Source organism: Pseudoxanthomonas sp. JBR18 (genome assembly GCF_028198165.1).
Taxonomy (GTDB): Bacteria; Pseudomonadota; Gammaproteobacteria; order Xanthomonadales; family Xanthomonadaceae; genus Pseudoxanthomonas_A.
In genome coordinates this window covers 3,705,529-3,726,818 of record NZ_CP116339.1, presented here as the reverse complement: position 1 = coordinate 3,726,818, position 21,290 = coordinate 3,705,529, and the positions used below count along the sequence as shown (strand labels likewise).

Here is a 21,290-nt window from a genome sequence, read left to right as displayed (position 1 = left end):
ATGAACCTGTCTTCCCTGCCCTGCCGTCTGCTCGCCCTGGTCGTGGCCGCCTGCGCGCTGGCCGCGCCGGCCCATGCCGAACGCATCAAGGACCTGGCCCAGGTCGGTGGCGTGCGCAACAACCAGCTGGTCGGCTACGGCCTGGTGGTGGGCCTGGACAACAGCGGCGACCGCACCAGCCAGGCGCCCTTCACCGTGCAGAGCCTGAAGAACATGCTCGGCGAGCTGGGCGTCAACGTGCCGGCCAACGTCAACCCACAGTTGAAGAACGTCGCCGCCGTGGCCATCCAGGCCGAGCTGCCGCCGTTCGCCAAGCCCGGCCAGCCCATCGACGTGACCGTGTCCTCCATCGGCAACGCCGTGTCCCTGCGCGGCGGTTCGCTGCTGATGGCGCCGTTGAAGGGCGCCGACGGGCAGGTCTACGCGATCGCCCAGGGCAGCCTGATCGTCGGCGGCTTCGGCGCGCAGGGCAAGGATGGTTCGCGCATCTCGGTCAACGTGCCCAGCGTGGGCCGCATCCCCAATGGCGCCACGGTCGAGCGCGCCCTGCCGGATGTGTTCGGCGCCAGCGACCAGATCACCCTCAACCTGCACCAGAACGATTTCACCACTGTCTCGCGCATGGTGGCCGCGCTGGACAGCGCCTTCGGCCCGGGCGCCGCCCAGGCCGTGGACGGCGGCACGGTGTCCGTGCGCTCGCCGACCGACCCGAGCGCGCGCATCGGCCTGCTGGCGCGGATCGAGAACCTCGAAGTTTCCCCGGGCGTGGCCCCGGCCAAGGTCGTGGTGAACGCGCGGACCGGCACGGTGGTCATCGGCTCGCAGGTGCGGGTCAGCCCGGCCGCCATCTCGCATGGCTCGCTGACGGTCAGCATCACCGAAGGCACCAGCGTCAGCCAGCCCGGCGCGTTCTCCAACGGGCAGACCGTGGCCGCGCCGCAGTCCACGATCACCGCGACCAGCGAAGGCAGCCGCATGTTCAAGTTCGAGGGCGGCACCACGCTCGACCAGATCGTGCGCGCGGTCAACGAGGTCGGCGCCGCCCCCGGCGACCTGATCGCGATCCTGGAAGCCCTGAAGCAGGCCGGCGCACTGAGCGCGGAGCTCGAGGTGATCTGACATGCGCATCTCCGCCGCTTCCATCGACCTGCAGGCCGTCAACACGGCCAAGGACCCGGCCAAGATCGAGCAGGTTTCGCGCCAGCTCGAGGGCCAGTTCGCGCAGATGCTGGTCAAGAGCATGCGCGATGCGAGCTTCGGCGATTCGCTGTTCCCTGGCGAAAACCAGACCTTCCGCGACATGTACGACCAGCAGCTGGCCAAGTCCATGACCGAAGGCAAGGGACTGGGCCTGCAGGCGATCATCGCCCGCCAGCTGGGCGGTGGCGACAAGGCCGACGCCCCGGCCACCGACACCTCGCTGGTCGGCAAGCAGGCGGCCAAGGCCTATTCGCTGGTCGCCGGCGAGCGCCAGGTGTCGCAGATCCAGCCCACCGCCACCCAGTCGCCGATGGACCAGCTGCTGGACATGATCGCCGGGCGTCCGGCGGGCACCACGTCCAGCAACCCCGGCAACGAGGGCGTCGACACGACCTGGGCTTCCGGCGACGACCGCTGGAGCGGCGTCAACGCGGCCGACAGCGCCGAGTTGGCGGCAACCCGCAAGGCGGCCAGCGCCGCGGTCGCCGAACTGGGCGAGCGCACCCCCGAAGGCTTCGTGGCCAAGATCTGGACCCATGCCAAGAAGGCAGCCAGCGAACTGGGCGTGGACCCGCGCGCGCTGGTCGCTCAGGCGGCGCTGGAAACCGGCTGGGGCCGCAAGGGCATCTCGCGCGGCAACGGCAGCGATTCCAACAACCTGTTCGGCATCAAGGCCATCGGTTGGAGCGGCGAGAGCGTCACCACCGGCACCCACGAATACGTCAACGGGGTCAAGACCACCGAGACCGCCGCTTTCCGCGCCTACGACTCGGCCGAGGCCAGCTTCGCCGACTACGTGCGGCTGCTGAAGAACAATCCGCGCTACCAGCATGCGCTCAAGGCCGGCACCGACATCAAGGGCTTCGCCCAGGGTCTGCAGCGCGCCGGCTACGCCACCGACCCGTCCTACGCGGCCAAGATCGCCGCGATCGCCGGCGGCCCGACCATCGGTCGCGCGGTGGAGGCCATCAGCAACGCGGCCATGGGCGGCATCGAGCGCGTATTTGCCGCCACCGGCTCCACCCCCCTTCTGCGCTAAAGGCCCGCCATGTCCGTCATGTCCACCGGCACCAGTGCCCTGCTCGCCTTTCAGCGAGCGTTGGCCACGGTCAGCCACAACGTGGCCAACATCAACACCGAGGGCTATAGCCGGCAGAAGGTGTCCTTCGCCACCCAGACGCCGACCCTGTTTGGGTCGCAGTACATCGGCAACGGCACCCAGATCACCGATATCGCCCGCGTGGGCGACCAGTTGGCCACCTCCCGCCTGCTGGACAGCACCGGCGAGCTGGCGCGCCTGCAGCAGCTGTCATCGCTCTCGGACCGCGTGGACACGCTGTTCTCCGATTCGGCCACCAACATCGCCGGCCAGTGGTCCAATTTCTTCGACGCGGTGACCGGGTTGTCCTCGGAGGCGGCCGGCACGGCCAACCGACAGAACGTGTTGGACAACGCCAACGCGCTGGTGACCCGCTTCAAGCAGCTCAACGGCCAGTTGGACTCGCTCAATACCGAGGTCAACAACGGGCTGCTCTCCACCACCAACGAAGCCAACCGCCTGGCCAGCGAGATCGCCAAGCTCAACGGCAAGATCGGCAGCAACGCCGCCAGCGCCGCCCCGGATCTGCTCGACCAGCGCGACCAGCTGATCAAGGAGCTGGTCGGCTACACCGGCGGAACGGCGGTCAGCCAGGACGGCGGTGCGATCAACGTCTACACCGCGGGCGGCCAGGCCATGGTCGTGGGCACCAGCGCCGCGACCCTGACCACCGTTGCCGACCCCTACCAGCCGGGCAAGCTGCAGGTCGCCATCAAGACCCAGGGCAACACCGTCACTCTGGGAAGCAGCTCCATGGGCGGGCAGATCGGCGGCCTGCTGGAGTTCCGCAGCTCCGTGCTGGAGCCGACCACGGCTGAGCTGGGCCGCATCGCCACCGGCCTGGCGGTCACCTACAACCAGCAGCACCACGCCGGTGTCGACCTGTACGGCAACCTGGGCGGCGACTTCTTCAACCTGCCCGCCCCATCGGTGACCGGCAACAGCGCCAACACCGGCACGGCCAGCTTCAGCGCCAGCGTCCAGGACCTGAGCAAGCTCGACGGGCAGAACCTGCTGCTGAAGTTCGACGGCACCAACTGGAGCGCCAGCCGCGCCGATACCGGCGCCAACGTGGCCATGACCGGCAGCGGCACCGCCGCCGATCCGTTCATGGTCAATGGCGTGGCGCTGCAGCTGTCCGGCGCCGCCGCAGCGGGCGACAAGTTCCTGCTGCAGCCCACGGCCACGGCGGTCACCGGACTGTCGGTGGCCATCAACGACCCCTCGCGCATCGCCGCGGCGACCCCGGTCAGCGTGTCCTCGGACCTGGCCAACCTGGGCACGGGCGTGGCCAGCCGCATGACCGTCACCGATGCGGGCAACGCCAATCTGCTGACGCCGGCCAGCATCAGCTTCATCGATGCCAACCAGTTCACGATCGACGGCGCCGGCCCCTACGCCTATACCGCCGGCCAGACCATCAGCGCCAACGGCTGGAGTCTGACCCTGGATGGCGCGCCGGTGGCCGGCGACGCGTTCACCGTCGGCCCGACCGGTGCCGGCTCCAGCAACAACGGCAACGCGTTGATCCTGTCCAACCTGGATGACGCGAAGGCCTTCAACGGCAAGACGATCACCCTCAACGGCGCGGTGTCCGGCCTGACGACCGCTGTCGGCTCCTCGGCACGGCAGGCCTCCCTGGCCGCCGATGCGCAGGAAGCCATCAACACCAACGCCCAGGATGCGCGCGATTCGATCTCCGGCGTCAACCTGGACGAGGAAGCGGCCGACATGCTGCGCCTGCAGCAGGCCTACCAGGCCGCTTCACAATTGATCTCCACGGCCGACAACATGTTTCAGTCCATCCTGAGTGCGATCCGATGAGCACCCGCATCTCCACCAGCATGATGTACAGCCAGTCGGTCAACCAGATGCTGGGCAAGCAGGCCAAGCTGTCACACCTGCAGGAGCAGTTGGCCACCGGCAAGAAGCTGGTGAGCGCCGCCGACGATCCGGTCGCCTCGGGCACGGCGGTCAACCTGGACCGGGCCCTGGCCGAGCTGACCCGCTTCGGCGAGAACGCCAACACCGTACAGAACCGCCTGGGACTGCAGGAGAACGCCTTGTCCTCGGCCGGCGAGGTCATGTCCCGGGTCAATGAACTGGTGATCGAGGCCAACAACGCCACGATGACCACCGACGACCGCAAGGCGATCGCCTCGGAGATCAAGACCCTCAAGGACAGCCTGCTGAGCCTGTCCAACAGCACCGATGGCGCCGGCCGCTATCTGTTCGCCGGGACCGCCGACGACAGCGCCCCGTTTTCCATCGTCGGCGGCCAGGTGGTCTACAGCGGCGACCAGACCCAGCGCAAGGTGGAAGTGGCGGCCGACACGCAGATTTCCGACACCCTGCCTGGCAGCGAGATCTTCATGCGCATCCGCACCGGCGACGGCACCGTGGACGCGCATGCCGCCGGCGGCAACACCGGCACCGGGCTGCTGCTGGACTATGGCCGCGATGCTTCTTCCGGTAGTTGGAACGGTGGCAGCTATACCGTCTCGTTCACGGCGGCCGACAGCTACGAGGTCCTGGACAATGGCGGCAACGTGGTCAAGACCGGGACCTACGCAGCGGGCGAGTCGATCGGCTTCGGCGGATTGAACATGCGCATCGACGGTGCGCCGGCGACGGGCGACAGCTTCCAGATTGGCGCCTCGACCAACAAGGACGTCTTCTCCACCCTGGACGATCTGGTGACGGCCCTGAGCTCCGACCCGGTGACCGCCAGCGACAAGGCGGCGCTGACCAATACCTTGCAGGCCTCGATGCGCGACATCAGCCAGGCCTCCTCCAAGATGATCGACGCCCGCGCCGCCGGCGGCGCCCAGCTTGCCGCCATCGACGACGCAGGCGAGGTGCGCGCGGCCAACGAAGTCACGCTCAAGACCACCCTGTCCTCGATCCGCGACCTGGACTATGCACAGGCCATCGGCGAGTACCAGCTCGAGCAATCCGCGCTGTCGGCCGCGCAGACCCTCTTTACCCAGATGCAGTCGATGTCGCTCTTCAACAAGCTCGGGTAAGCCCCGTCCCTCCCGCCACGCCTTCCGGGCCCGGCACGCTTCGCGTCGCCGGGCCTTGCATGTGTGGGGTCCACAACCACCTTGCCCTATCGCCGCCTCATCCCGACGAATCTCTAAAGTTTGCCGGACCCTGGCCGAAACTCTCTGTTCGCGCCTGTGTCGGCCGCGAAAATACCCTGAAATTTCCAGGGTTTTCGGAAGAAAAGTTCTAAAGGTTGTTGACACAGCGCCGTTATCTATACCAGCAGCGGCAACGGCCAAATGATGGCCCCCCTGCGACAGGCTCCGGCCAAATCGCATGCCGGAAAAAATCGCTTAGAGGAGATATCAAATGGCACAGGTCATCAACACCAACGTGATGTCGCTGAACGCTCAGCGCAATCTGAACACCACCAGCTCCAGCATGGCCACGACGATCCAGCGTCTGTCGTCCGGCCTGCGCATCAACAGCGCCAAGGACGACGCGGCCGGCCTGGCGATCAGCCAGCGCTTCACCACCCAGATCCGCGGCCTGGACGTTGCCTCGCGCAACGCCAACGACGGCATCTCGCTGGCCCAGACCGCCGAAGGCGCGATGGTCGAGATCGGCAACAACCTGCAGCGCATCCGTGAGCTGTCGGTGCAGTCGGCTAACGCCACCAACTCCGACACCGACCGCTCGGCGTTGAACTCGGAAGTCAGCCAGCTGCTGTCGGAAATCGACCGCGTGGCCAACCAGACCAGCTTCAACGGCACCAAGCTGCTGAACGGTGACTTCTCCGGCGCCCTGTTCCAGGTCGGCGCCGACGCCGGCCAGACGATCGGCATCAACAGCATCGTCGACGCCAACGTCGATTCGCTGGGCAAGGCGAGCTTCGCCGACGCCGTCAGCGGCGCGGGCGCCACCTCGGCCAGCGGCGCGACGGCCTCGGGCACCATCAAGGGCATGGAAATCAAGTTCAACGATGCCAGCGGCACCGCCCAGACCATCAAGCTGGCCGACGTCAAGGTCGACGTGGGCGACGACGCCGCCGCGGTCAACAAGAAGATCGCCGCCGCCATCAACGACAAGCTGGACCAGACCGGCATGTACGCCACCCTGGACAGCACGGGCGCCAACCTGACCATTTCCTCGCTGAAGGCCGGCCAGGACTTCACGTCCTTCGACACCGGCACCCTGACCGGCGGCACCGGCGTGACCCTGGGTGCTGACTTCGGCACCGCCTCCTACGCGGTCTCGGGCAACTCGGGCAGCGCCGTGCACCTGCAGGACCTGGACATCTCGACCTTCACTGGCGCGCAGAAGGCCATGGAAATCGTCGACAAGGCGCTGACCGCGGTGAACTCCTCGCGTGCCGACATGGGTGCGATCCAGAACCGCTTCACCTCCACCATCGCCAACCTGAGCTCGACCTCGGAGAACCTGACCGCCTCGCGTAGCCGCATCCAGGATGCCGACTATGCGAAGGAAACCGCCGAGCTGACCCGCACGCAGATCCTGCAGCAGGCCGGTACCGCGATGCTGGCCCAGGCCAAGTCGGTCCCGCAGAACGTCCTGAGCCTGCTGCAGTAAGCAGCGGCACGCCGGTCATCCCCGGCGCACCAGGCAAGCAAAGGCCCCTCCCAGGAGGGGCCTTCTTTTGTTTGACGCCGATTCCGGCATGGAAATTGCATTACACCCGCAGCACCGCTGCGTTAAAGACTGGCCCTCGCCGGCCGATACCCGCAATGCACCTCTCCACCTCCGCGCCGCCGTCTCACAGCCCAAGGTAGACCACACATGGCCACTTCCTCCGTCACCGGTTCCGGGCTGGACATCCCGTCCCTGGTCAGTCAACTGGTCACCGCCGCCCGGACCCCCGCTGCGACCCGGATCAACAGCGCGGGGAGCGCGGCAACCGCCAAGCTGAGCGCCATCGGCCAGGTCAAGAGCAGCATGACCACGCTGCAGAGCGCGCTGAACAAGGTCATCAGCAGCGCTGACACGACCGCCTACAAAGCCACGGTGCAGGCCGACGCAGGATTCACCGCGACCACGACCAGCAACTCGGCCACCGGCAGCTATAGCGTCGAGGTGGTCCAGTTGGCCACCGCACAGAAGCTGTCCTCGGGCGCCTATGCAAGTGGGGCCACGGTAGGCAGCGGGACGCTGACCTTCAGCTACGGAGATGACAAGACCATCGAGGTCACCATCGGCGCCGACGACACCCTGGCCACCATCGCCGCGGCAGTGAACAAGGCCGCTGGCGGCGTCGGCGTCACCGCCAGCGTGGTCACCGCCGATGACGGCCAGCACCTGGTCTTCAGCTCCACCAATACCGGGGAGGCCGGCGCCCTCACCGTGACCGCCTCGGCCGATTCGACCGGTCTGGCCGGGCTGACCTATGACGGCACCAGCAACAGCGGCCTGAGCGCCACGATCGCGGCCAAGGACGCCGTGGTGCGGGTGGACGGCTTCGAGCGGACCTCCAGCAGCAATACGGTGGCCGATCTGGTGCCGGGCGTGGTCCTGAACCTGACCAAGGCCGCCGAGGGCAGCAATTTCAGCCTCACCGTCGCCTCGGACACCAGCGCCCTCAAGGGCAATCTGACCGCCTTCGCCGCTGCCTACAACGCCACCAACACCCTGCTCAAGTCGAGCTCTGCCTACAACCCCGATACCAAGACCGCCTCCACCCTCACCGGCGACTCGCTGATCCGCAGCCTGCAACAGCAGCTGCGTGGCTCGGTCAGCGCAAACCTGGTCGACCTCAAGGCGCTGGGCCTGACCCTGGACAAGGATGGCGTGATGTCCTTTTCCGCCAGCGCGCTCGATACGGCCATAGCGGCCGACCCGCTTGCGGCCAAGAACATGTTCGGCAAGGACGGCACCTACAGCGCCGGCCTGAGCTCGATGCTCAACAGCAACCTCAACTCGACCAATGGCACATTGGTCATGCGCACCAACAGCCTCAACGATCAGATCTCCGACCTGTCGGACCAGATGGATGCGCTGGATGCGCGGATGGACAAACTCAGCAACCAGTACACCGCGCAGTTCACCGCGATGGAAACCATGATCACCCAGATGCAGAGCTCGGCCGGTTCGCTGAGCAGCCTGCTGGAATCGTGAGTGCGGCGCGCCGCCAGCACTCAAGTCCCATGGGCTGGCGGCCGATAACTTGGGCAACCATCACCACCACGGTCCATTCGGGCTTGGCCAGCACAGCGGCGGCCGACGCGATCCCGGGACGGGATCAGGACCACCCGAGGAGTTCTCCATGTACGGTTCAAGTCGCCAATACGCAGAGCAGTACCGCAAGGTCGGCGTCACCACCAGCGTGACCGAGGCCGATCCGCACAAGCTGGTCGCCCTGCTGTTCAACGGTGCGTGCCAGCGCATCCGCCTGGCACAGGCCTGCCTGACCCAGGGCGACCAGGCCCGCAAGGGCAAGGCCATCGGCGAAGCCTGCGCGATCGTGGGGCACTTGAATGGCTCGCTGGACCATGAGGCCGGCGGCGAGATCGCCACCAACCTGTCCTCCCTCTACGAATACGTGATGCAGCGGCTGACCGAGGCCAACCTGCACAACGACGAGGCCGCGCTTGGGGAAGCCCTTGAGCTGCTCGGCGAGATCAACTCGGCCTGGGATGCGATCCCGGCCGGCCAACGTGGATTCCCGGAACCGGCATGACCCTCCAGCCCCACACCGTCCAGTCACTGCAGGCCCAGGTCACCGCGCTCGCCTCGGCGCTCGCGCACGACCAGTTCGACGAGATGAAGGACATGCTTGTCGAGCATGACCAGCACCTGCGCGCGTACTGCGCTGGCGCCGACGTGGAGGCGGTGCGGGACGAGCTGAAGCAGCTCAACACCATGCAATACGACCTGATCCGGCGCATGCGTGAACGTCAGGCGCGGATCCTGGAACTCATGCGCGCCCAGTCCCAGGCGACCCGCGCCGCGCGCGCCTATGCCCGGGGCGGCTGGCTTTAATGAACTCAGGCATCGCCATCCACCATCCGGCCGAATCGCAGCTCTTCGACGATGCCTTGAGCTGCGAACTGCTGCAGCCGGCCGAGTTCCGCGCCGGCAGTGGCGGCGGACGCCAGGCCGCGGCCGAATCGCTGCTGCGTGCCTTGGGCCAGATCGAGGACCTGCGCAGCGAGGACAGTACCGAGGAGCGTGGCGAACTGCCCTTGATGGTGCAGCGCATGGACGCCAAGCTCGACCTGCTGCTGGCGCTCATCGGGCGGCTGGTGCGCCAGGGCGAGGATTTCCCCGCCCTGCGCCCGGTCCGCTGGTCCCGCCGCGGCATCCGCCTGGAGCTGGGCGCGCGCACCGGTGCCGCACCCGGCGCCGCCGGCGTGGTCTGCCTGCAGCCTTCCGACTGGCTTCCCGAACCGATCGAACTGCCGGTCACCGTCCTGGCCGAGGCCGCCACCGGGAGCGGTGGCTTCTTCGTCTGGCTGGCATTTGGCGAATTGGGCCCGGGCCTGGAATCGGCGCTGGAGCGCCACCTGTTCCGCCTGCACCGTCGCCAGATCGCCGAAGCACGCCGCGAGCGATAACACGCTGCACCTCAGCGTATCGGCCGTCGTGGCCAGCCCGCGCCGGCGCTGTGGACTTTCGCTTCACCCTGCAAGGTTGGCGTGCCGTGGCGGCTCCGTTATGGTGCGTCATCCGCAGGCGCAGCGCATTCCCCCGTGCGAATCCTCATTGTTGATGACCACACGCTTGTCCGCGCCGGCCTTTCACGCCTGCTGCAGGGCTTTGCCGACATTGACGTCGTCGCCGAGGCCAGCACCGCCCAGCTCGCGCTGGACATGACCCTGCTGCATCGCCCCGACGTGGTCCTCATGGACCTGTCCCTGCCGGGCCGCAGTGGCCTGGATGCCTTGAGCGACATCCTGCGCGCCATGCCGCGCACGCGTGTGGTGATGATGTCCATGTACGACGATCCGGTCCACGTGCGCGAGGCACTGGACCGTGGCGCGGCCGGCTTCATCGTCAAGGATGCCGCACCGCTCGAGCTTGAACTGGCACTGCGCGCGGCCTTTGCCGGGCAGCTCTTCCTCAGTCCGCAGATCTCCTCCAGCATGCTGGCGCCGATGCTGGGTCGCGAGAAGCTCCAAGGGGTCGCCGCACTGCCGCCGCGTCAGCGCCAGATCCTGCGTGAGATCGGCCGCGGCCAGAGCACCAAGGAAATCGCCGCGGACCTGGGCATCAGCATCAAGACGGTGGAGACCCATCGGGCCCGGATGATGGAATCACTGGGCTGTCGACGCGCCAACGACCTGCTCCTGCTGGCAGCCAAGCACTTGGCCGAACTTGGCTGAGGCGGCACAAACGCTCCGGAACGGAGCGTGACGCAGATCACGCAGACCCGCGTCAGCGCTTTGGCGGCGGGTCTCCCTCCATTTCACCTGTAAGGCCATTCCCTACATTTTGTAGGGTAAACCCCCTCAACTCCTTACAGATGCCCTGATTATAAAGTTGTCACACCCGCCTGCAAGATGTGTTCCGTAACGCCATATGTCGGCGCATCCGGGGATGGACACATGAAGGCATCGCTCTCGACCCAGCTTGGTCAGCAGCTGCACCTGACCCCGCAACTGCTTCAATCCATCCGCCTGCTCCAACTGGACGGCCTGCAGCTGGAACTGGAGATCCGGCGCGCGCTCGAAACCAATCCCCTGCTGGAACTGGAAGAGCAGGAAGCCGAGGAAGCGCCCCGCCAGGACGCCGACGCGAGCGACGTGGCCGCCTTCGACGAACTGCCGGAAAGCTCCATGTGGGATGTGGCCGGAAGCAGTTGGAACGAGGGCGACGATGACCGCATGCAGCGCGTGGCGGCCGGCGAATCGACCGACCCGCATGTGCGCGTGCTCCGTGAGCTGGCCTACGACCTGGACGACAGCGCTCTGGCCGTGGCCGCGTTCTGGCTGGAGCAGACCGACGAGGCCGGCTATCTGGCCGCCTCGCTGGATGCACTGCAGAAGCTGGCCTGCGCCCGTTTCGCCATGACCGCCGGCGAGGTGGAGGCCATCCGCCAGCGCATCGTGCGGGGCGACCCCACAGGCCTGGCCGCCTGTGACCTGCGCGAATGCCTGCAGGCCCAGCTGGCCGCCCTGCCCGGCCGCGTCCCCGCCCGGCACCTGGCAGGCCGGATTTTGGACACCGATCTGTCGGCCCTGGCCGAGCACGACTATCCGCGCCTGGCCCGCCAGCTGGACGCCGAAGAAGCCGATGTGCGCGAGGCGGTGCGCCTGATCCTGTCCCTGCAGCCCCGCCCGGGCGAACACCTGCTGCCGGAAAGCAACGCGGTGGTGATTCCCGACGTGCTCGCCTGGCACGCCGACGGCAGCTGGCGGGTCGCACTCAACCCGGCCACCACCCACCGGGTCAGCATCAATCCCATGCACGAGCGCGCCCTGGCCGAGGCCGGCGAGGCGGCCCAGCCGTTGCGCGACATGCTGCAGGAAGCGCGCTGGCTCACCCGCGGCCTGTCCATGCGCTACGAAACCCTGCTGCGCGCCACTCGCGCCATCGTCGAGCGCCAGGCTGCCTTCCTGGTCCGCGGCGAGGAAGCCATGGCGCCGCTGACCCTCAAGGAAATCGCTGAGGAGATCGGCATGCACGAGTCGACCATTTCGCGCATCACCACCGGCAAGTACATCCAGACCCCGCGCGGCACCTTCGAGCTCAAGCACTTCTTCGCCGTGCGCCTGGAGGGCGCCAGCGTCTCCGGGCAGGCCGTCAAGGCCATGGTCCGCCGCCTGATCGAGAGCGAGCCAGCCGGTCGGCCCCTGGCGGACGAGGCCATTGCCGGACTGTTGTCCCGCCAAGGCGTTAACATCGCCCGACGCACCGTCGCCAAGTATCGCGAGCAGTTGGACATTGCCCCAGCCCGCGAACGCCGGAGGAGCAGCAAATCGCTGCTGGCACGGGCAGGATAAGGACAACTATGAGCAAGCTCACCGTGTTGCTGGTCGACGACCACGAAGGTTTCATCAACGCTGCAATGCGGCATTTCCGCAAGGTCGACTGGCTGGACATCGTGGGAAGCGCGGCCAACGGGTTGGAGGCGATCGAACGCTCCGAAACCCTGCGTCCGAAGGTAGTGCTCATGGACCTGGCCATGCCCGAGATGGGCGGCCTGCAGGCCACCCGCCTGATCAAGACCCAGGACGATCCGCCCTACATCGTGATCGCCAGCCATTTCGACGACGCCGAACACCGTGAACACGCATTGCGTGCCGGGGCTGATAACTTCGTCAGCAAGCTGTCCTACATCCAGGAAGTCATGCCGATCCTGGAGGGCCTGACCGAAGGAGCCAGGAATGAGTGAATCACGCATCCTGCTGATCGACAGCGACGCGGTCCGGGCCGAACGGACGGTGTCGCTCCTGGAATTCATGGACTTCAATCCGCGCTGGGTCACCGACGGCGCCGACATCAATCCCGGCAAGCACCGCCAGAACGAATGGATGGCGGTGATGGTGGGCTCGTCCGAGGATGCCGCCCAGGCCGACAAGTTCTTCGACTGGCTGGCTGCGGCCAAGCTGGCTCCTCCCGTGCTGCTGATGGAAGGCGACCCGGTCGCCTTCGCCCATGCCCATGGCCTGCACGAGACCAATGTCTGGCCGCTGGACACCCCGCTGCGCCACACCCAGCTGGAGGCCTTGCTGCGTCGGGCCAGTCTCAAGCGCCTGGATGCCGAGCACCAGGCCGTGGGCACCCAGCCGGACACGGGCCCCACCGGCAACAGCGAGGCGGTCACCCGCCTGCGCCGACTGATCGACCAGGTGGCCGCCTTCGACACCACGGTGCTGATCCTGGGCGAGTCCGGAACCGGCAAGGAGGTCGCCGCGCGCGCCATCCACCATCAGTCGCCGCGTCGGGACGGGCCCTTCGTGGCCATCAACTGTGGCGCCATTCCGCCGGACCTGCTGGAAAGCGAACTGTTCGGCCATGAGAAAGGCGCCTTCACCGGCGCCCTGAGCGCGCGCAAGGGTCGATTCGAGATGGCCGAGGGCGGCACCCTGCTGCTCGACGAGATCGGTGACATGAGCCTGCCGATGCAGGTCAAGCTGCTGCGCGTGCTGCAGGAGCGCAGCTTCGAACGCGTCGGCGGCGGCCAGACGATCCGCTGCAACGTGCGCGTGATCGCCGCGACCCATCGCAACCTGGAAGCGCGCATCGGCGAGGGACATTTCCGCGAGGACCTGTTTTACCGCCTTAACGTCTTTCCTATCGAAATGCCGGCGCTGCGCGAGCGGGCCGACGACCTGGCGGCCCTGGTCCAGACCGTAGCGGCGCAGTTGGCCCGGACCGGGCGCGGCGAAGTGCGTTTCACCGACGAGGCGCTCACGGCCCTGCGCAGCTACGAATGGCCGGGCAATGTGCGCGAGCTGACCAATCTGGTGGAGCGGCTTGCCGTGCTCCACCCCGGCGGCCTGGTGCGCGTCCAGGACCTGCCTTCTCGTTATCGTGGTGACTTCCCGGACAGCCCGACCCCCGAACCCGCCCCGACAGCGGTCACCGCAGAGCCCGCCCGGATGCCGGCGCCCGAGCTACCCCCCCAGCCCGCCCCCCATGGACACGAATTGGACGCCGTGGCCAGCAGCCTGCCCGACGACGGCATCGACCTGCGCGATCACATGGCCAACATCGAGCTGGCCCTGATCAACGAAGCCCTCGCCCGCACCCAGGGCGTGGTCGCCCACGCCGCCCAGCTATTGGGCCTGCGCCGTACCACCCTGGTCGAAAAGCTGCGCAAGTACGGCATCGACCGCGAGCAGACCGAGCTGGCTAGCTGACTCAAGCCGCCGCGGGCGTGACGGCGCCGCTGGCGCCGCCTTCGGGATGAAGAGGTTCGCCGTCCCCCGTGCCGGCGCCACAGCCCCGATCCAGCCACCTGCCGGAAATCCGGCGCCATTTAGGCACACCGCTTGCATCGTGTTGAACGCCCCGTTGGCGCGAGCGTTTTGCGATGAGCGACTCCATCAATTCCATCCTGTCCCAGATCCGCAGCTACCAGAGCCAGGTCAGCCAGAGCGCGGCCGGTCCGGTGGGCGATGTCGCCCGTGGCAACGAGATCCAGGGCCTGGTCGGCACCACCGGCACCCAGGGGCCGAGCTTCAGCGACACCCTGCGCGGGGCCATCGGTGGCGTCAACGAGACCCAGCAGAATGCGGCCAACCTGGCCAAGGCCTTTGAAATGGGCGACCCCAACGCCGGCCTGGCCAAGGTGATGCTGGCCGCGCAGCAGTCCCAGGTGGCGTTCCGCGCCACCGTGGAAGTCCGCAACCGACTCGTCCAGGCGTACCAGGACGTGATGAACATGCCGCTGTAAGCAAGGTAGACGACGATGGCCCTGGCCCTCTCCAAAGATTCTCTCAGCAGCGAAAAGGCCGGCGCCTGGTTCGACCGGGTGCAGAGCCTGCAGATCACCCGTCGGCTGGGGCTGATGGCGATGATCGCCGTGGCCGTGGCCGCCGGCCTGTTCGTGTTCTTCTGGTCGCAGAAGCCCGACTACGCCCCGCTCTACACCGGCCTGGACGAAAAAGGCACGGCCGAGGCCGCCGACCTGCTGCGCACCGCGCAGATCCCGTTCAAGCTGGACCAGGCCACCGGCGCGATCTCGGTGCCGCAGGACAAGGTCTACGATGCACGCCTCAAGCTGGCCGGCGCCGGGCTGACCGACAACGGCAGCATGGGCTTTGAAATGATGGAAAAAGACCCGGGCTTCGGTGTGAGCCAGTTCGTCGAGAGCGCGCGCTACCAGCACGCGCTGGAAACCGAACTGGCCCGCACGATCGCCTCGCTGCGCCCGGTGCGGGAGGCGCGCGTGCACCTGGCCATCCCCAAGCCCAGCGCCTTCACCCGCCAGCGCGAGGCCGCCAGCGCCTCGGTCGTGCTGGAGCTGCGCGGCGGCAACAGCCTGGAGCGCAACCAGGTCGACGCCATCGTCAACATGGTCGCCTCCAGCATCCCGGATCTGTCGCCTGACCGGGTCACCGTGGTGGATCAGAGCGGGCGCATGTTGACCATCTCCGATCCCAACAGCGATGCGGCGCTCAATGCGGCGCAGTTCGACCGGGTGCGCCGCCAGGAAAGCTCCTACAACCAGCGCATCCGCGAGCTGCTCGAGCCGATGACCGGCCCGGGCCGGGTCAATCCGGAAGTCAGCGTGGACATGGACTTTTCGGTCGTGGAGGAAGCCCGCGAGCTGTACAACGGCGACCCGCCGAAGCTGCGCAGCGAGCAGGTCAGCGACAGCAGCAGCACCGCCAACGGCCCGCAGGGCGTCCCCGGTGCGACCAGCAATTCCCCGGGCCAGGGTGCCAATGCCCCAGCGCCGGCCGCCGGCCAGCCCAACGCCGCCGCTGCCGCGACCGGCGCCGCTGGGCAGCAGACCGCTGCGGCGGCCACCCCGACCGAGACCTCCAAGAGCGCCACCCGCAACTACGAGCTGGACCGCACCCTGCAGCACACCCGCCAGCCGGCGGGGCGCATCAAGCGCGTGTCGGTGGCGGTCCTGATCGACAACGTGCCGCGCCCGGATGCCAAGGGCAAGCTCACCGACCAGCCGCTCAGCGCCGCCGAGCTGACCAAGGTCGAGGCCCTGGTCAAGCAGGCCGTGGGCTTCGACGCCGACCGTGGCGACACCGTGTCGGTGATGAACGCGCCGTTCGTCAAGACCACCACCGATGGCCCGGACCCGGTCAAGTGGTGGGAAGACCCGCGCATCCGCGACGCGCTGCGCCTGGGCGTGGGTGCATTGATCGTGCTGGCCCTGCTGTTTGGCGTGCTACGCCCGGCGCTGCGCCAGATCGCCGGTCCGGCCAGCGCGGGCGGCAAGAAGGGCAAGAAGGGGACCGATGGCGAGGGCGTGCCGACCGGCAGCGTCTCGATGCTGGAGAACGACGATCCGCTGCTGTCCCTGGCCGAGGACACCGCCCGGCTCTCCGGCGGTGAGAAGGGCGGCGCCCTGCCGCTGCCGGACGCCTACGAGGAGCGTCTGCGCCTGGCCCGCGAGGCGGTGAAGGCGGATTCCAAGCGCGTGGCGCAGGTCGTCAAGGGTTGGGTGGCCAGTGAAGCCTGATTCGGACATCAAGGGCGTGCAGCGCGCCGCGGTGCTGTTGCTCTCGCTGGGCGAGGCCGACGCGGCCGAGGTGCTCAAGCACATGGACCCCAAGGAGGTGCAGAAGATCGGCATCGCCATGGCCACCATGACCGGCATCTCGCGCGAGCAGGTCGAGCGGGTCATGGACGAATTCAATACGGAGCTGGGCAGCAAGACCTCGCTGGGCGTGGGCGCCGACGACTACATCCGCAACGTGCTGGTCCAGGCCCTGGGCGAGGACAAGGCCGGCGGCCTGATCGACCGGATCCTGCTGGGCCGCAACACCACCGGGCTGGACACGCTCAAGTGGATGGATCCGCGCGCGGTGGCCGACCTGGTGCGCAACGAGCACCCGCAGATCATCGCCATCGTCATGGCGCATCTGGACAACGACCAGGCGGCCGAGGCGCTCAAGCTGCTGCCCGAGCGCACCCGCGCCGACGTGCTGATGCGCATCGCCACCCTGGACGGCATCCCGCCCAACGCGCTGAACGAGCTCAACGAGATCATGGAGCGCCAGTTCGCCGGCAACCAGGGCATGAAGTCCTCCAACGTCGGTGGGGTCAAGGTGGCCGCCAACATCCTCAACTTCCTCGACACCGGCGCCGACCAGGGCGTGCTGGCGGCGATCACCAAGATCGACGCCGAACTGGGCAGCCGCATCCAGGACCTGATGTTCGTCTTCGACAACCTGGTCGAGCTGGACGACCGCGCCCTGCAGACCATGCTGCGCGAAGTCTCCGGCGAGCGCCTGGGCCTGGCCCTGCGCGGTGCCGACGTGAAGGTCCGCGAGAAGATCACCAAGAACATGTCCCAGCGCGCAGCCGAGATCCTGCTGGAGGACATGGAGGCCCGCGGACCGGTCCGTCTGGCCGACGTGGAAGCCGCGCAGAAGGAGATCCTGGCCATCGTCCGGCGCCTGGCCGATGAGGGCGTGATCAGCCTGGGCGGCAGCGGTGCGGAGGCGATGGTATGAACACGCCTGCCGCCGTGCGCTGGTTCGCTCCGGAGCTGGATGCCCCGGCCCAGACCGAGACCTCCGAGGACATCTCGGTCGAGGCCGCCGCCCCGGTCCTGCGTCCGCCGAGCCTGGAGGAACTGCAGGCCATCCAGGACGCCGCCCACCAGGAAGGCTTCGACCGTGGCCATGCCGAGGGTCTGGCCCAGGCCCAGTCCGAGATGCGGCGCCTGGCCGCGCAGTTCGAAGGCATCGTGGACAACTTCACCCGTCCGCTGGCGCATCTGGAAAACGAGGTCGTCGGCGCCCTGGGCGAACTGGCCGTGCGCATCGCCGGCGCCTTGGTCGGCCCGGCCTACCAGGCCGATCCGACGCAGCTGGCCGACCTGGTCAACGAGGCCCTGATCGCCGTCGGCGGCGCCCAGCGCGAGGTCGAGGTGCGCCTGCATCCGGACGACATCATCGCCCTGACCCCGCTGCTTCAGCTGGCCGACGGCAACCGGCTGGTGCCGGACCTGTCGTTGACCCGCGGCGACCTGCGCGTCCACGCCGAAGCCGTGCGCATCGACGGCACCCTGGAGGCACGCCTGCGCGCCGCGCTGGAGACCATCATGCGCAGGTCCGGAGCCGGCCTGTGAGCGCCGTTCCCGATCCGATCGACTGGCTGGAGGCGCGCAACCTGCGCCTGGCCGGGCGCCTGGGCCGCATCAACCTGGACCCAGCCAACGGTCGCGGTCTGATCCGCGAGGGCATCCTGCGCCGCGCCGTCGGCCTGACCCTGGAAGCGGTCGGCTGCGAGGCCCCTTTGGGTTCGGTGTGCAAAGTTCAGGTGGTCGACGACGGCTGGGTGGATGCCGAGGTGGTCGGCTTCGCCGGCGAGCGCACCTACCTGATGCCCAGCGCCGAAATGCACGGCCTGCTGCCCAATGCCCGCGTGGTGCCCTCCCACCAGCGTGGCGGCGTGGAAGTGGGCGAAGGCCTGCTCGGCCGTGTGATCGACTCGGACGGCGTGCCGCTGGACGGCAAGGGCCCGATCCGTGCCGAAGGCGCGGTGGGCATGGCCGGCGTGTCGATCAACCCCTTGGCACGCGAGCCGATCACCACCCCGCTGGACGTGGGCGTGCGCGCCATCAACGCCCTGCTGCCCATCGGTCGCGGCCAACGCGTGGGCCTGTTCGCCGGCTCGGGCGTGGGCAAGTCCACCTTGCTGGGCATGATGACCCGCTACACCGCCGCCGATGTGATCGTGGTCGGGCTGATCGGCGAACGCGGCCGCGAAGTGCGCGACTTCGTCGAGAGCACCCTGGGCGAGGAAGGCCTGCGCCGCGCGGTGGTCGTGGCCGCGCCGGCCGACCGCCCGCCGCTGGCCCGTCTGCACGGTGCCTACCGGGCCACTGCGATTGCCGAATGGTTCCGCGACCAGGGCTTGAACGTGCTGCTGCTGATGGATTCGCTGACCCGCTTTGCCCAGGCCCAGCGCGAGATCGGCCTGTCGGTGGGCGAACCGCCGACCACCCGCGGCTACCCGCCCAGCGTGTTCGCCAAGCTGCCGGCGCTGGTCGAGCGCGCCGGCAACGGCGCCAAGGGCCGCGGCTCGATCACCGCCTTCTACACCGTGCTGACCGAAGGCGACGATCCGCAGGATCCGATCGCCGATGCCGCGCGCGCGATCCTGGACGGCCACATCCTGCTCTCGCGCCGGGTCGCCGATTCGGGCCTGTACCCGGCCATCGACGTCGAATCCTCGGTCAGCCGTGTGGTGCAGGACATCGCCGACGAGCCCTGGCGCCTGCGCATCCGCGCGCTCAAGCGGCTGGTGTCGGCCTATTCGTCCAACCGCGACCTGATCAGCATCGGCGCCTACCAGCGCGGCAACGACGCGGCCGTGGACGAGGCCCTGGAGCGCTGGCCGGAAATCGTCGAATTCCTGGGCCAGGACGTCACCAAGGCCGCCGATCTGCCCCATAGCCAGGCCGCGTTGCGGCGCCTGGTCGAACGTGAGACCCAGTCATGATGCAATCGCAGCGAATCGATCCCCTGCTCCGCCGGGCCCAGCAGCACGAGGACGAAGTGGCCCGCGACCTGGCCGAGCGCCAGCGCGCCCTGAGCACGCACGAGTCGCGCCTGGAGGAACTGCGTCGCTACGCCGAGGAATACGCCAACAGCCAGATGGCGGCCACCAGCCCGGCCCAGTTGGCCAACCGGCGCGCCTTCCTGGACCGCCTCAACAGCGCCGTCGAGCAGCAGTGCCAGACCGTGGACCGCAACCGCGAGAAGGTCGAGATGGAACGCAGCCGCCTGCTGCTGGCCAGCCGCGACAAGCAGGTGCTCGAGCAGCTGGCCGCCAGCTACCGCGCCCAGGAGCGCCAGGCCGCCGACCGCCGCAGCCAGCGTGAGATGGACGACCTCGGCGCCCGCCTGGCCCGTCCGTCGCTGGGCGCGGCCAACGAAGACAAGGAGCAGCAGCGATGAGCGGTCTTTCCATGATCGGCGGTGCCGGTCGCAACGGCCTGATGGCCAACGCCAGCAACGACAGCGGCGCGGCCGACCAGGTCACGCAGGGCCAGGATTTCGCCAGCATGATGGGCGCCGGCCAGCAGGCCAACCAGGCATCCCGCGCCAGCGCCGCTCCGCAGGCCAAGGAGCGTCCGCAGGCACGCGAGGACGGCCAGGCGTCCCAGGACACCGATCCACAGGATCAGCAGGCCACCTCGCCCGCGCGCGAAGGCGCCAGCGCCGAGGCCGGCGAGCGCGCCGTGGCGCAGGCCAAGCCCGCCGGCAAGCCGGCTTCCGGCAAGGACACCGCCACCGAGTCCGACGACAAGGACGATGCATGGCCACCGGCCGGTCTGGGCGGCTTCGGCCTGAACCTGCTGCCGCTGGCCCCCACCGCGCTGGCCAGCCAGGCCACGCCGCTGGGCGGCAACGGTCTGGCGATCGGCACCGGTGGCGGCGCGAGCACGCCGGGCCTGACCGCACTGGTGGCCGGCCTGGCTGCGGGTGCGGCACAGGCCGATGGCACCGCCCTTGCGCAGGGGGCGAGCGCGGCCACGAGCACCGCCGTGAATCAACAGGCCGGCGCCGGGTTCGCCAGCCTGCTGTCCCAGTCCGCCGCCCAGCCGGCGCAGGCGCCCGCCGAGGCAGGCAATGCACTGGCCGCGGCCGCGCTGGCCCAGGCCATCGGCAGCAAGCCCGCTGACGATGCGAGCGGTGCCGATGCCGGTGCGGTCGACCCGATCAATCTGCTGGCGACGACCGTGCCGCAATCGCCGGTGCGCGATGTGGCCGGCGTCGGCGCGCCGTTCACCGGCTCGCCGACGCCGACGCCCAACCTGCACGCGGACAACTTCGACGATGCGATGGGCGCGCGCATGAGCTGGCTGGCCGACCAGAAGATCGGCCACGCCCACATCAAGCTCAGCCCGGCCGACCTGGGCCCGGTCGAGGTGCGTCTGCACCTGAGCGGCGACCAGGTCAACGCCGCCTTCAGCAGCAACCACGCCGAAGTGCGCCACGCGCTGGAAAACAGCCTGCCCCGCCTGCGCGAAATGCTCGGCCAGCACGGCTTCCAGCTGGGCCAGGCCGATGTCGGCCAGCACCAGCAATCGCCCTCGCAGGGCGGATCCGGAACCAGCGCCGGTCCCGGCGGCGAGTTGGCCGAGGACGGCATGACACCCGCCGGGATTCCGTCGGTGGTGCTGCGCCAGCGCGGCCTGTTGGACGCCTACGCCTGACCCGATGGGGCCGAATCGGCCCCTGACCAGCCACCTCCGCCTGGCGCCGGGCCACCCGTTGCGGTCATGACACGGCGCCCCTGAAAGACGCCAATCCCCGTCGTACGGGCGTTTGATGGACACGCGAGGGGCGCCTGCCACGACGCGTCAAAAGTCCGTCCACGGCATCACCGATTTAGGCAC

At 68.3% G+C, this 21,290-nt stretch carries 20 protein-coding genes; all 20 read left to right on the top strand.

Annotated features, from left to right (window positions below; all coding sequences use genetic code 11):
* Positions 1–1,119: a flagellar basal body P-ring protein FlgI gene (locus PJ250_RS16895; protein WP_271645749.1), complete on the top strand. Its 1,119-nt coding sequence runs from the start codon at positions 1–3 to the stop codon at positions 1,117–1,119.
* Between the two features lies 1 nt (position 1,120).
* Complete coding sequence (flgJ, locus tag PJ250_RS16890; protein ID WP_271645748.1) at positions 1,121–2,239, top strand: flagellar assembly peptidoglycan hydrolase FlgJ; 1,119 nt, start codon at positions 1,121–1,123, stop codon at positions 2,237–2,239.
* A 9-nt stretch (positions 2,240–2,248) separates the two neighbouring features.
* The gene (flgK, locus tag PJ250_RS16885) at positions 2,249–4,123 is read left to right on the top strand and encodes a flagellar hook-associated protein FlgK (RefSeq protein WP_271645747.1); all 1,875 of its coding nucleotides are present in this window, start codon (positions 2,249–2,251) and stop codon (positions 4,121–4,123) included.
* Positions 4,120–5,325 carry a flagellar hook-associated protein FlgL gene (gene flgL, locus PJ250_RS16880; RefSeq protein ID WP_271645746.1) on the top strand — a complete coding sequence of 402 codons (1,206 nt, stop codon included), beginning with the start codon at positions 4,120–4,122 and terminating at the stop codon, positions 5,323–5,325. The genes flgK and flgL overlap by 4 nt, the downstream gene beginning before the upstream one ends.
* A 331-nt stretch (positions 5,326–5,656) precedes the next feature.
* Positions 5,657–6,877, top strand: a complete 1,221-nt coding sequence (locus tag PJ250_RS16875; protein ID WP_271645745.1) for a flagellin — start codon at positions 5,657–5,659, stop codon at positions 6,875–6,877.
* Positions 6,878–7,084: 207 nt separating this feature from the next.
* Positions 7,085–8,416, top strand: coding sequence for a flagellar filament capping protein FliD (gene fliD, locus PJ250_RS16870; protein ID WP_271645744.1), 1,332 nt, complete (start codon positions 7,085–7,087; stop codon positions 8,414–8,416).
* Between the two features lie 148 nt (positions 8,417–8,564).
* Positions 8,565–8,978: a flagellar export chaperone FliS gene (gene fliS, locus PJ250_RS16865; RefSeq protein WP_271645743.1), complete on the top strand. Its 414-nt coding sequence runs from the start codon at positions 8,565–8,567 to the stop codon at positions 8,976–8,978.
* Complete coding sequence (locus PJ250_RS16860; protein ID WP_271645742.1) at positions 8,975–9,280, top strand: hypothetical protein; 306 nt, start codon at positions 8,975–8,977, stop codon at positions 9,278–9,280. The genes fliS and PJ250_RS16860 overlap by 4 nt, the downstream gene beginning before the upstream one ends.
* Positions 9,280–9,855, top strand: a complete 576-nt coding sequence (locus PJ250_RS16855; RefSeq protein WP_271645741.1) for a PilZ domain-containing protein — start codon at positions 9,280–9,282, stop codon at positions 9,853–9,855. The genes PJ250_RS16860 and PJ250_RS16855 overlap by 1 nt, the downstream gene beginning before the upstream one ends.
* 135 nt (positions 9,856–9,990) lie before the next feature.
* Positions 9,991–10,623 (top strand): response regulator transcription factor, encoded by a 633-nt coding sequence (locus PJ250_RS16850; RefSeq protein WP_271645740.1) that lies wholly within the window; start codon positions 9,991–9,993, stop codon positions 10,621–10,623.
* A 222-nt stretch (positions 10,624–10,845) separates the two neighbouring features.
* Positions 10,846–12,243 (top strand): RNA polymerase factor sigma-54, encoded by a 1,398-nt coding sequence (rpoN, locus tag PJ250_RS16845; RefSeq protein ID WP_271645739.1) that lies wholly within the window; start codon positions 10,846–10,848, stop codon positions 12,241–12,243.
* 8 nt (positions 12,244–12,251) lie between these two features.
* On the top strand, positions 12,252–12,635 hold the full coding sequence (locus PJ250_RS16840; RefSeq protein ID WP_271645738.1) for a response regulator: 384 nt from the start codon (positions 12,252–12,254) through the stop codon (positions 12,633–12,635).
* Positions 12,628–14,106 (top strand): sigma-54 dependent transcriptional regulator, encoded by a 1,479-nt coding sequence (locus PJ250_RS16835; protein ID WP_271645737.1) that lies wholly within the window; start codon positions 12,628–12,630, stop codon positions 14,104–14,106. Before PJ250_RS16840 ends, PJ250_RS16835 begins: the two co-directional genes overlap by 8 nt.
* Before the next feature lie 173 nt (positions 14,107–14,279).
* Positions 14,280–14,642 carry a flagellar hook-basal body complex protein FliE gene (gene fliE / locus PJ250_RS16830; protein WP_271645736.1) on the top strand — a complete coding sequence of 121 codons (363 nt, stop codon included), beginning with the start codon at positions 14,280–14,282 and terminating at the stop codon, positions 14,640–14,642.
* A 15-nt stretch (positions 14,643–14,657) separates the two neighbouring features.
* Entirely contained in the window at positions 14,658–16,394 is a 1,737-nt protein-coding gene (fliF, locus tag PJ250_RS16825) for a flagellar basal-body MS-ring/collar protein FliF (protein ID WP_271645735.1), read from the top strand.
* A 7-nt stretch (positions 16,395–16,401) separates the two neighbouring features.
* The gene (gene fliG, locus PJ250_RS16820) at positions 16,402–17,391 is read left to right on the top strand and encodes a flagellar motor switch protein FliG (RefSeq protein WP_271648682.1); all 990 of its coding nucleotides are present in this window, start codon (positions 16,402–16,404) and stop codon (positions 17,389–17,391) included.
* Positions 17,388–18,011 carry a FliH/SctL family protein gene (locus PJ250_RS16815; RefSeq protein ID WP_271645734.1) on the top strand — a complete coding sequence of 208 codons (624 nt, stop codon included), beginning with the start codon at positions 17,388–17,390 and terminating at the stop codon, positions 18,009–18,011. Before fliG ends, PJ250_RS16815 begins: the two co-directional genes overlap by 4 nt.
* A complete protein-coding gene (gene fliI, locus PJ250_RS16810) occupies positions 18,008–19,387 on the top strand; it encodes a flagellar protein export ATPase FliI (RefSeq protein WP_271645733.1) in 1,380 nt (459 codons plus the stop codon). The genes PJ250_RS16815 and fliI overlap by 4 nt, the downstream gene beginning before the upstream one ends.
* Complete coding sequence (gene fliJ, locus PJ250_RS16805) at positions 19,384–19,845, top strand: flagellar export protein FliJ (protein WP_271645732.1); 462 nt, start codon at positions 19,384–19,386, stop codon at positions 19,843–19,845. Before fliI ends, fliJ begins: the two co-directional genes overlap by 4 nt.
* Complete coding sequence (locus tag PJ250_RS16800) at positions 19,842–21,107, top strand: flagellar hook-length control protein FliK (protein ID WP_271645731.1); 1,266 nt, start codon at positions 19,842–19,844, stop codon at positions 21,105–21,107. The genes fliJ and PJ250_RS16800 overlap by 4 nt, the downstream gene beginning before the upstream one ends.
* Positions 21,108–21,290 lie beyond the last annotated feature (183 nt).

Excerpts from the sequence above, each read along its gene's own strand:
- PJ250_RS16895 (WP_271645749.1), top strand. The coding sequence starts at position 1 with ATGAACCTGTCTTCCCTGCCCTGCCGTCTGCTCGCCCTGGTCGTGGCC.
- flgJ (WP_271645748.1), top strand. The coding sequence starts at position 1,121 with ATGCGCATCTCCGCCGCTTCCATCGACCTGCAGGCCGTCAACACGGCC.
- flgK (WP_271645747.1), top strand. The coding sequence starts at position 2,249 with ATGTCCGTCATGTCCACCGGCACCAGTGCCCTGCTCGCCTTTCAGCGA.
- flgL (WP_271645746.1), top strand. The coding sequence starts at position 4,120 with ATGAGCACCCGCATCTCCACCAGCATGATGTACAGCCAGTCGGTCAAC.
- PJ250_RS16875 (WP_271645745.1), top strand. The coding sequence starts at position 5,657 with ATGGCACAGGTCATCAACACCAACGTGATGTCGCTGAACGCTCAGCGC.
- fliD (WP_271645744.1), top strand. The coding sequence starts at position 7,085 with ATGGCCACTTCCTCCGTCACCGGTTCCGGGCTGGACATCCCGTCCCTG.
- fliS (WP_271645743.1), top strand. The coding sequence starts at position 8,565 with ATGTACGGTTCAAGTCGCCAATACGCAGAGCAGTACCGCAAGGTCGGC.
- PJ250_RS16860 (WP_271645742.1), top strand. The coding sequence starts at position 8,975 with ATGACCCTCCAGCCCCACACCGTCCAGTCACTGCAGGCCCAGGTCACC.
- PJ250_RS16855 (WP_271645741.1), top strand. The coding sequence starts at position 9,280 with ATGAACTCAGGCATCGCCATCCACCATCCGGCCGAATCGCAGCTCTTC.
- rpoN (WP_271645739.1), top strand. The coding sequence starts at position 10,846 with ATGAAGGCATCGCTCTCGACCCAGCTTGGTCAGCAGCTGCACCTGACC.
- PJ250_RS16840 (WP_271645738.1), top strand. The coding sequence starts at position 12,252 with ATGAGCAAGCTCACCGTGTTGCTGGTCGACGACCACGAAGGTTTCATC.
- PJ250_RS16835 (WP_271645737.1), top strand. The coding sequence starts at position 12,628 with ATGAGTGAATCACGCATCCTGCTGATCGACAGCGACGCGGTCCGGGCC.
- fliE (WP_271645736.1), top strand. The coding sequence starts at position 14,280 with ATGAGCGACTCCATCAATTCCATCCTGTCCCAGATCCGCAGCTACCAG.
- fliF (WP_271645735.1), top strand. The coding sequence starts at position 14,658 with ATGGCCCTGGCCCTCTCCAAAGATTCTCTCAGCAGCGAAAAGGCCGGC.
- PJ250_RS16815 (WP_271645734.1), top strand. The coding sequence starts at position 17,388 with ATGAACACGCCTGCCGCCGTGCGCTGGTTCGCTCCGGAGCTGGATGCC.
- fliJ (WP_271645732.1), top strand. The coding sequence starts at position 19,384 with ATGATGCAATCGCAGCGAATCGATCCCCTGCTCCGCCGGGCCCAGCAG.
- PJ250_RS16800 (WP_271645731.1), top strand. The coding sequence starts at position 19,842 with ATGAGCGGTCTTTCCATGATCGGCGGTGCCGGTCGCAACGGCCTGATG.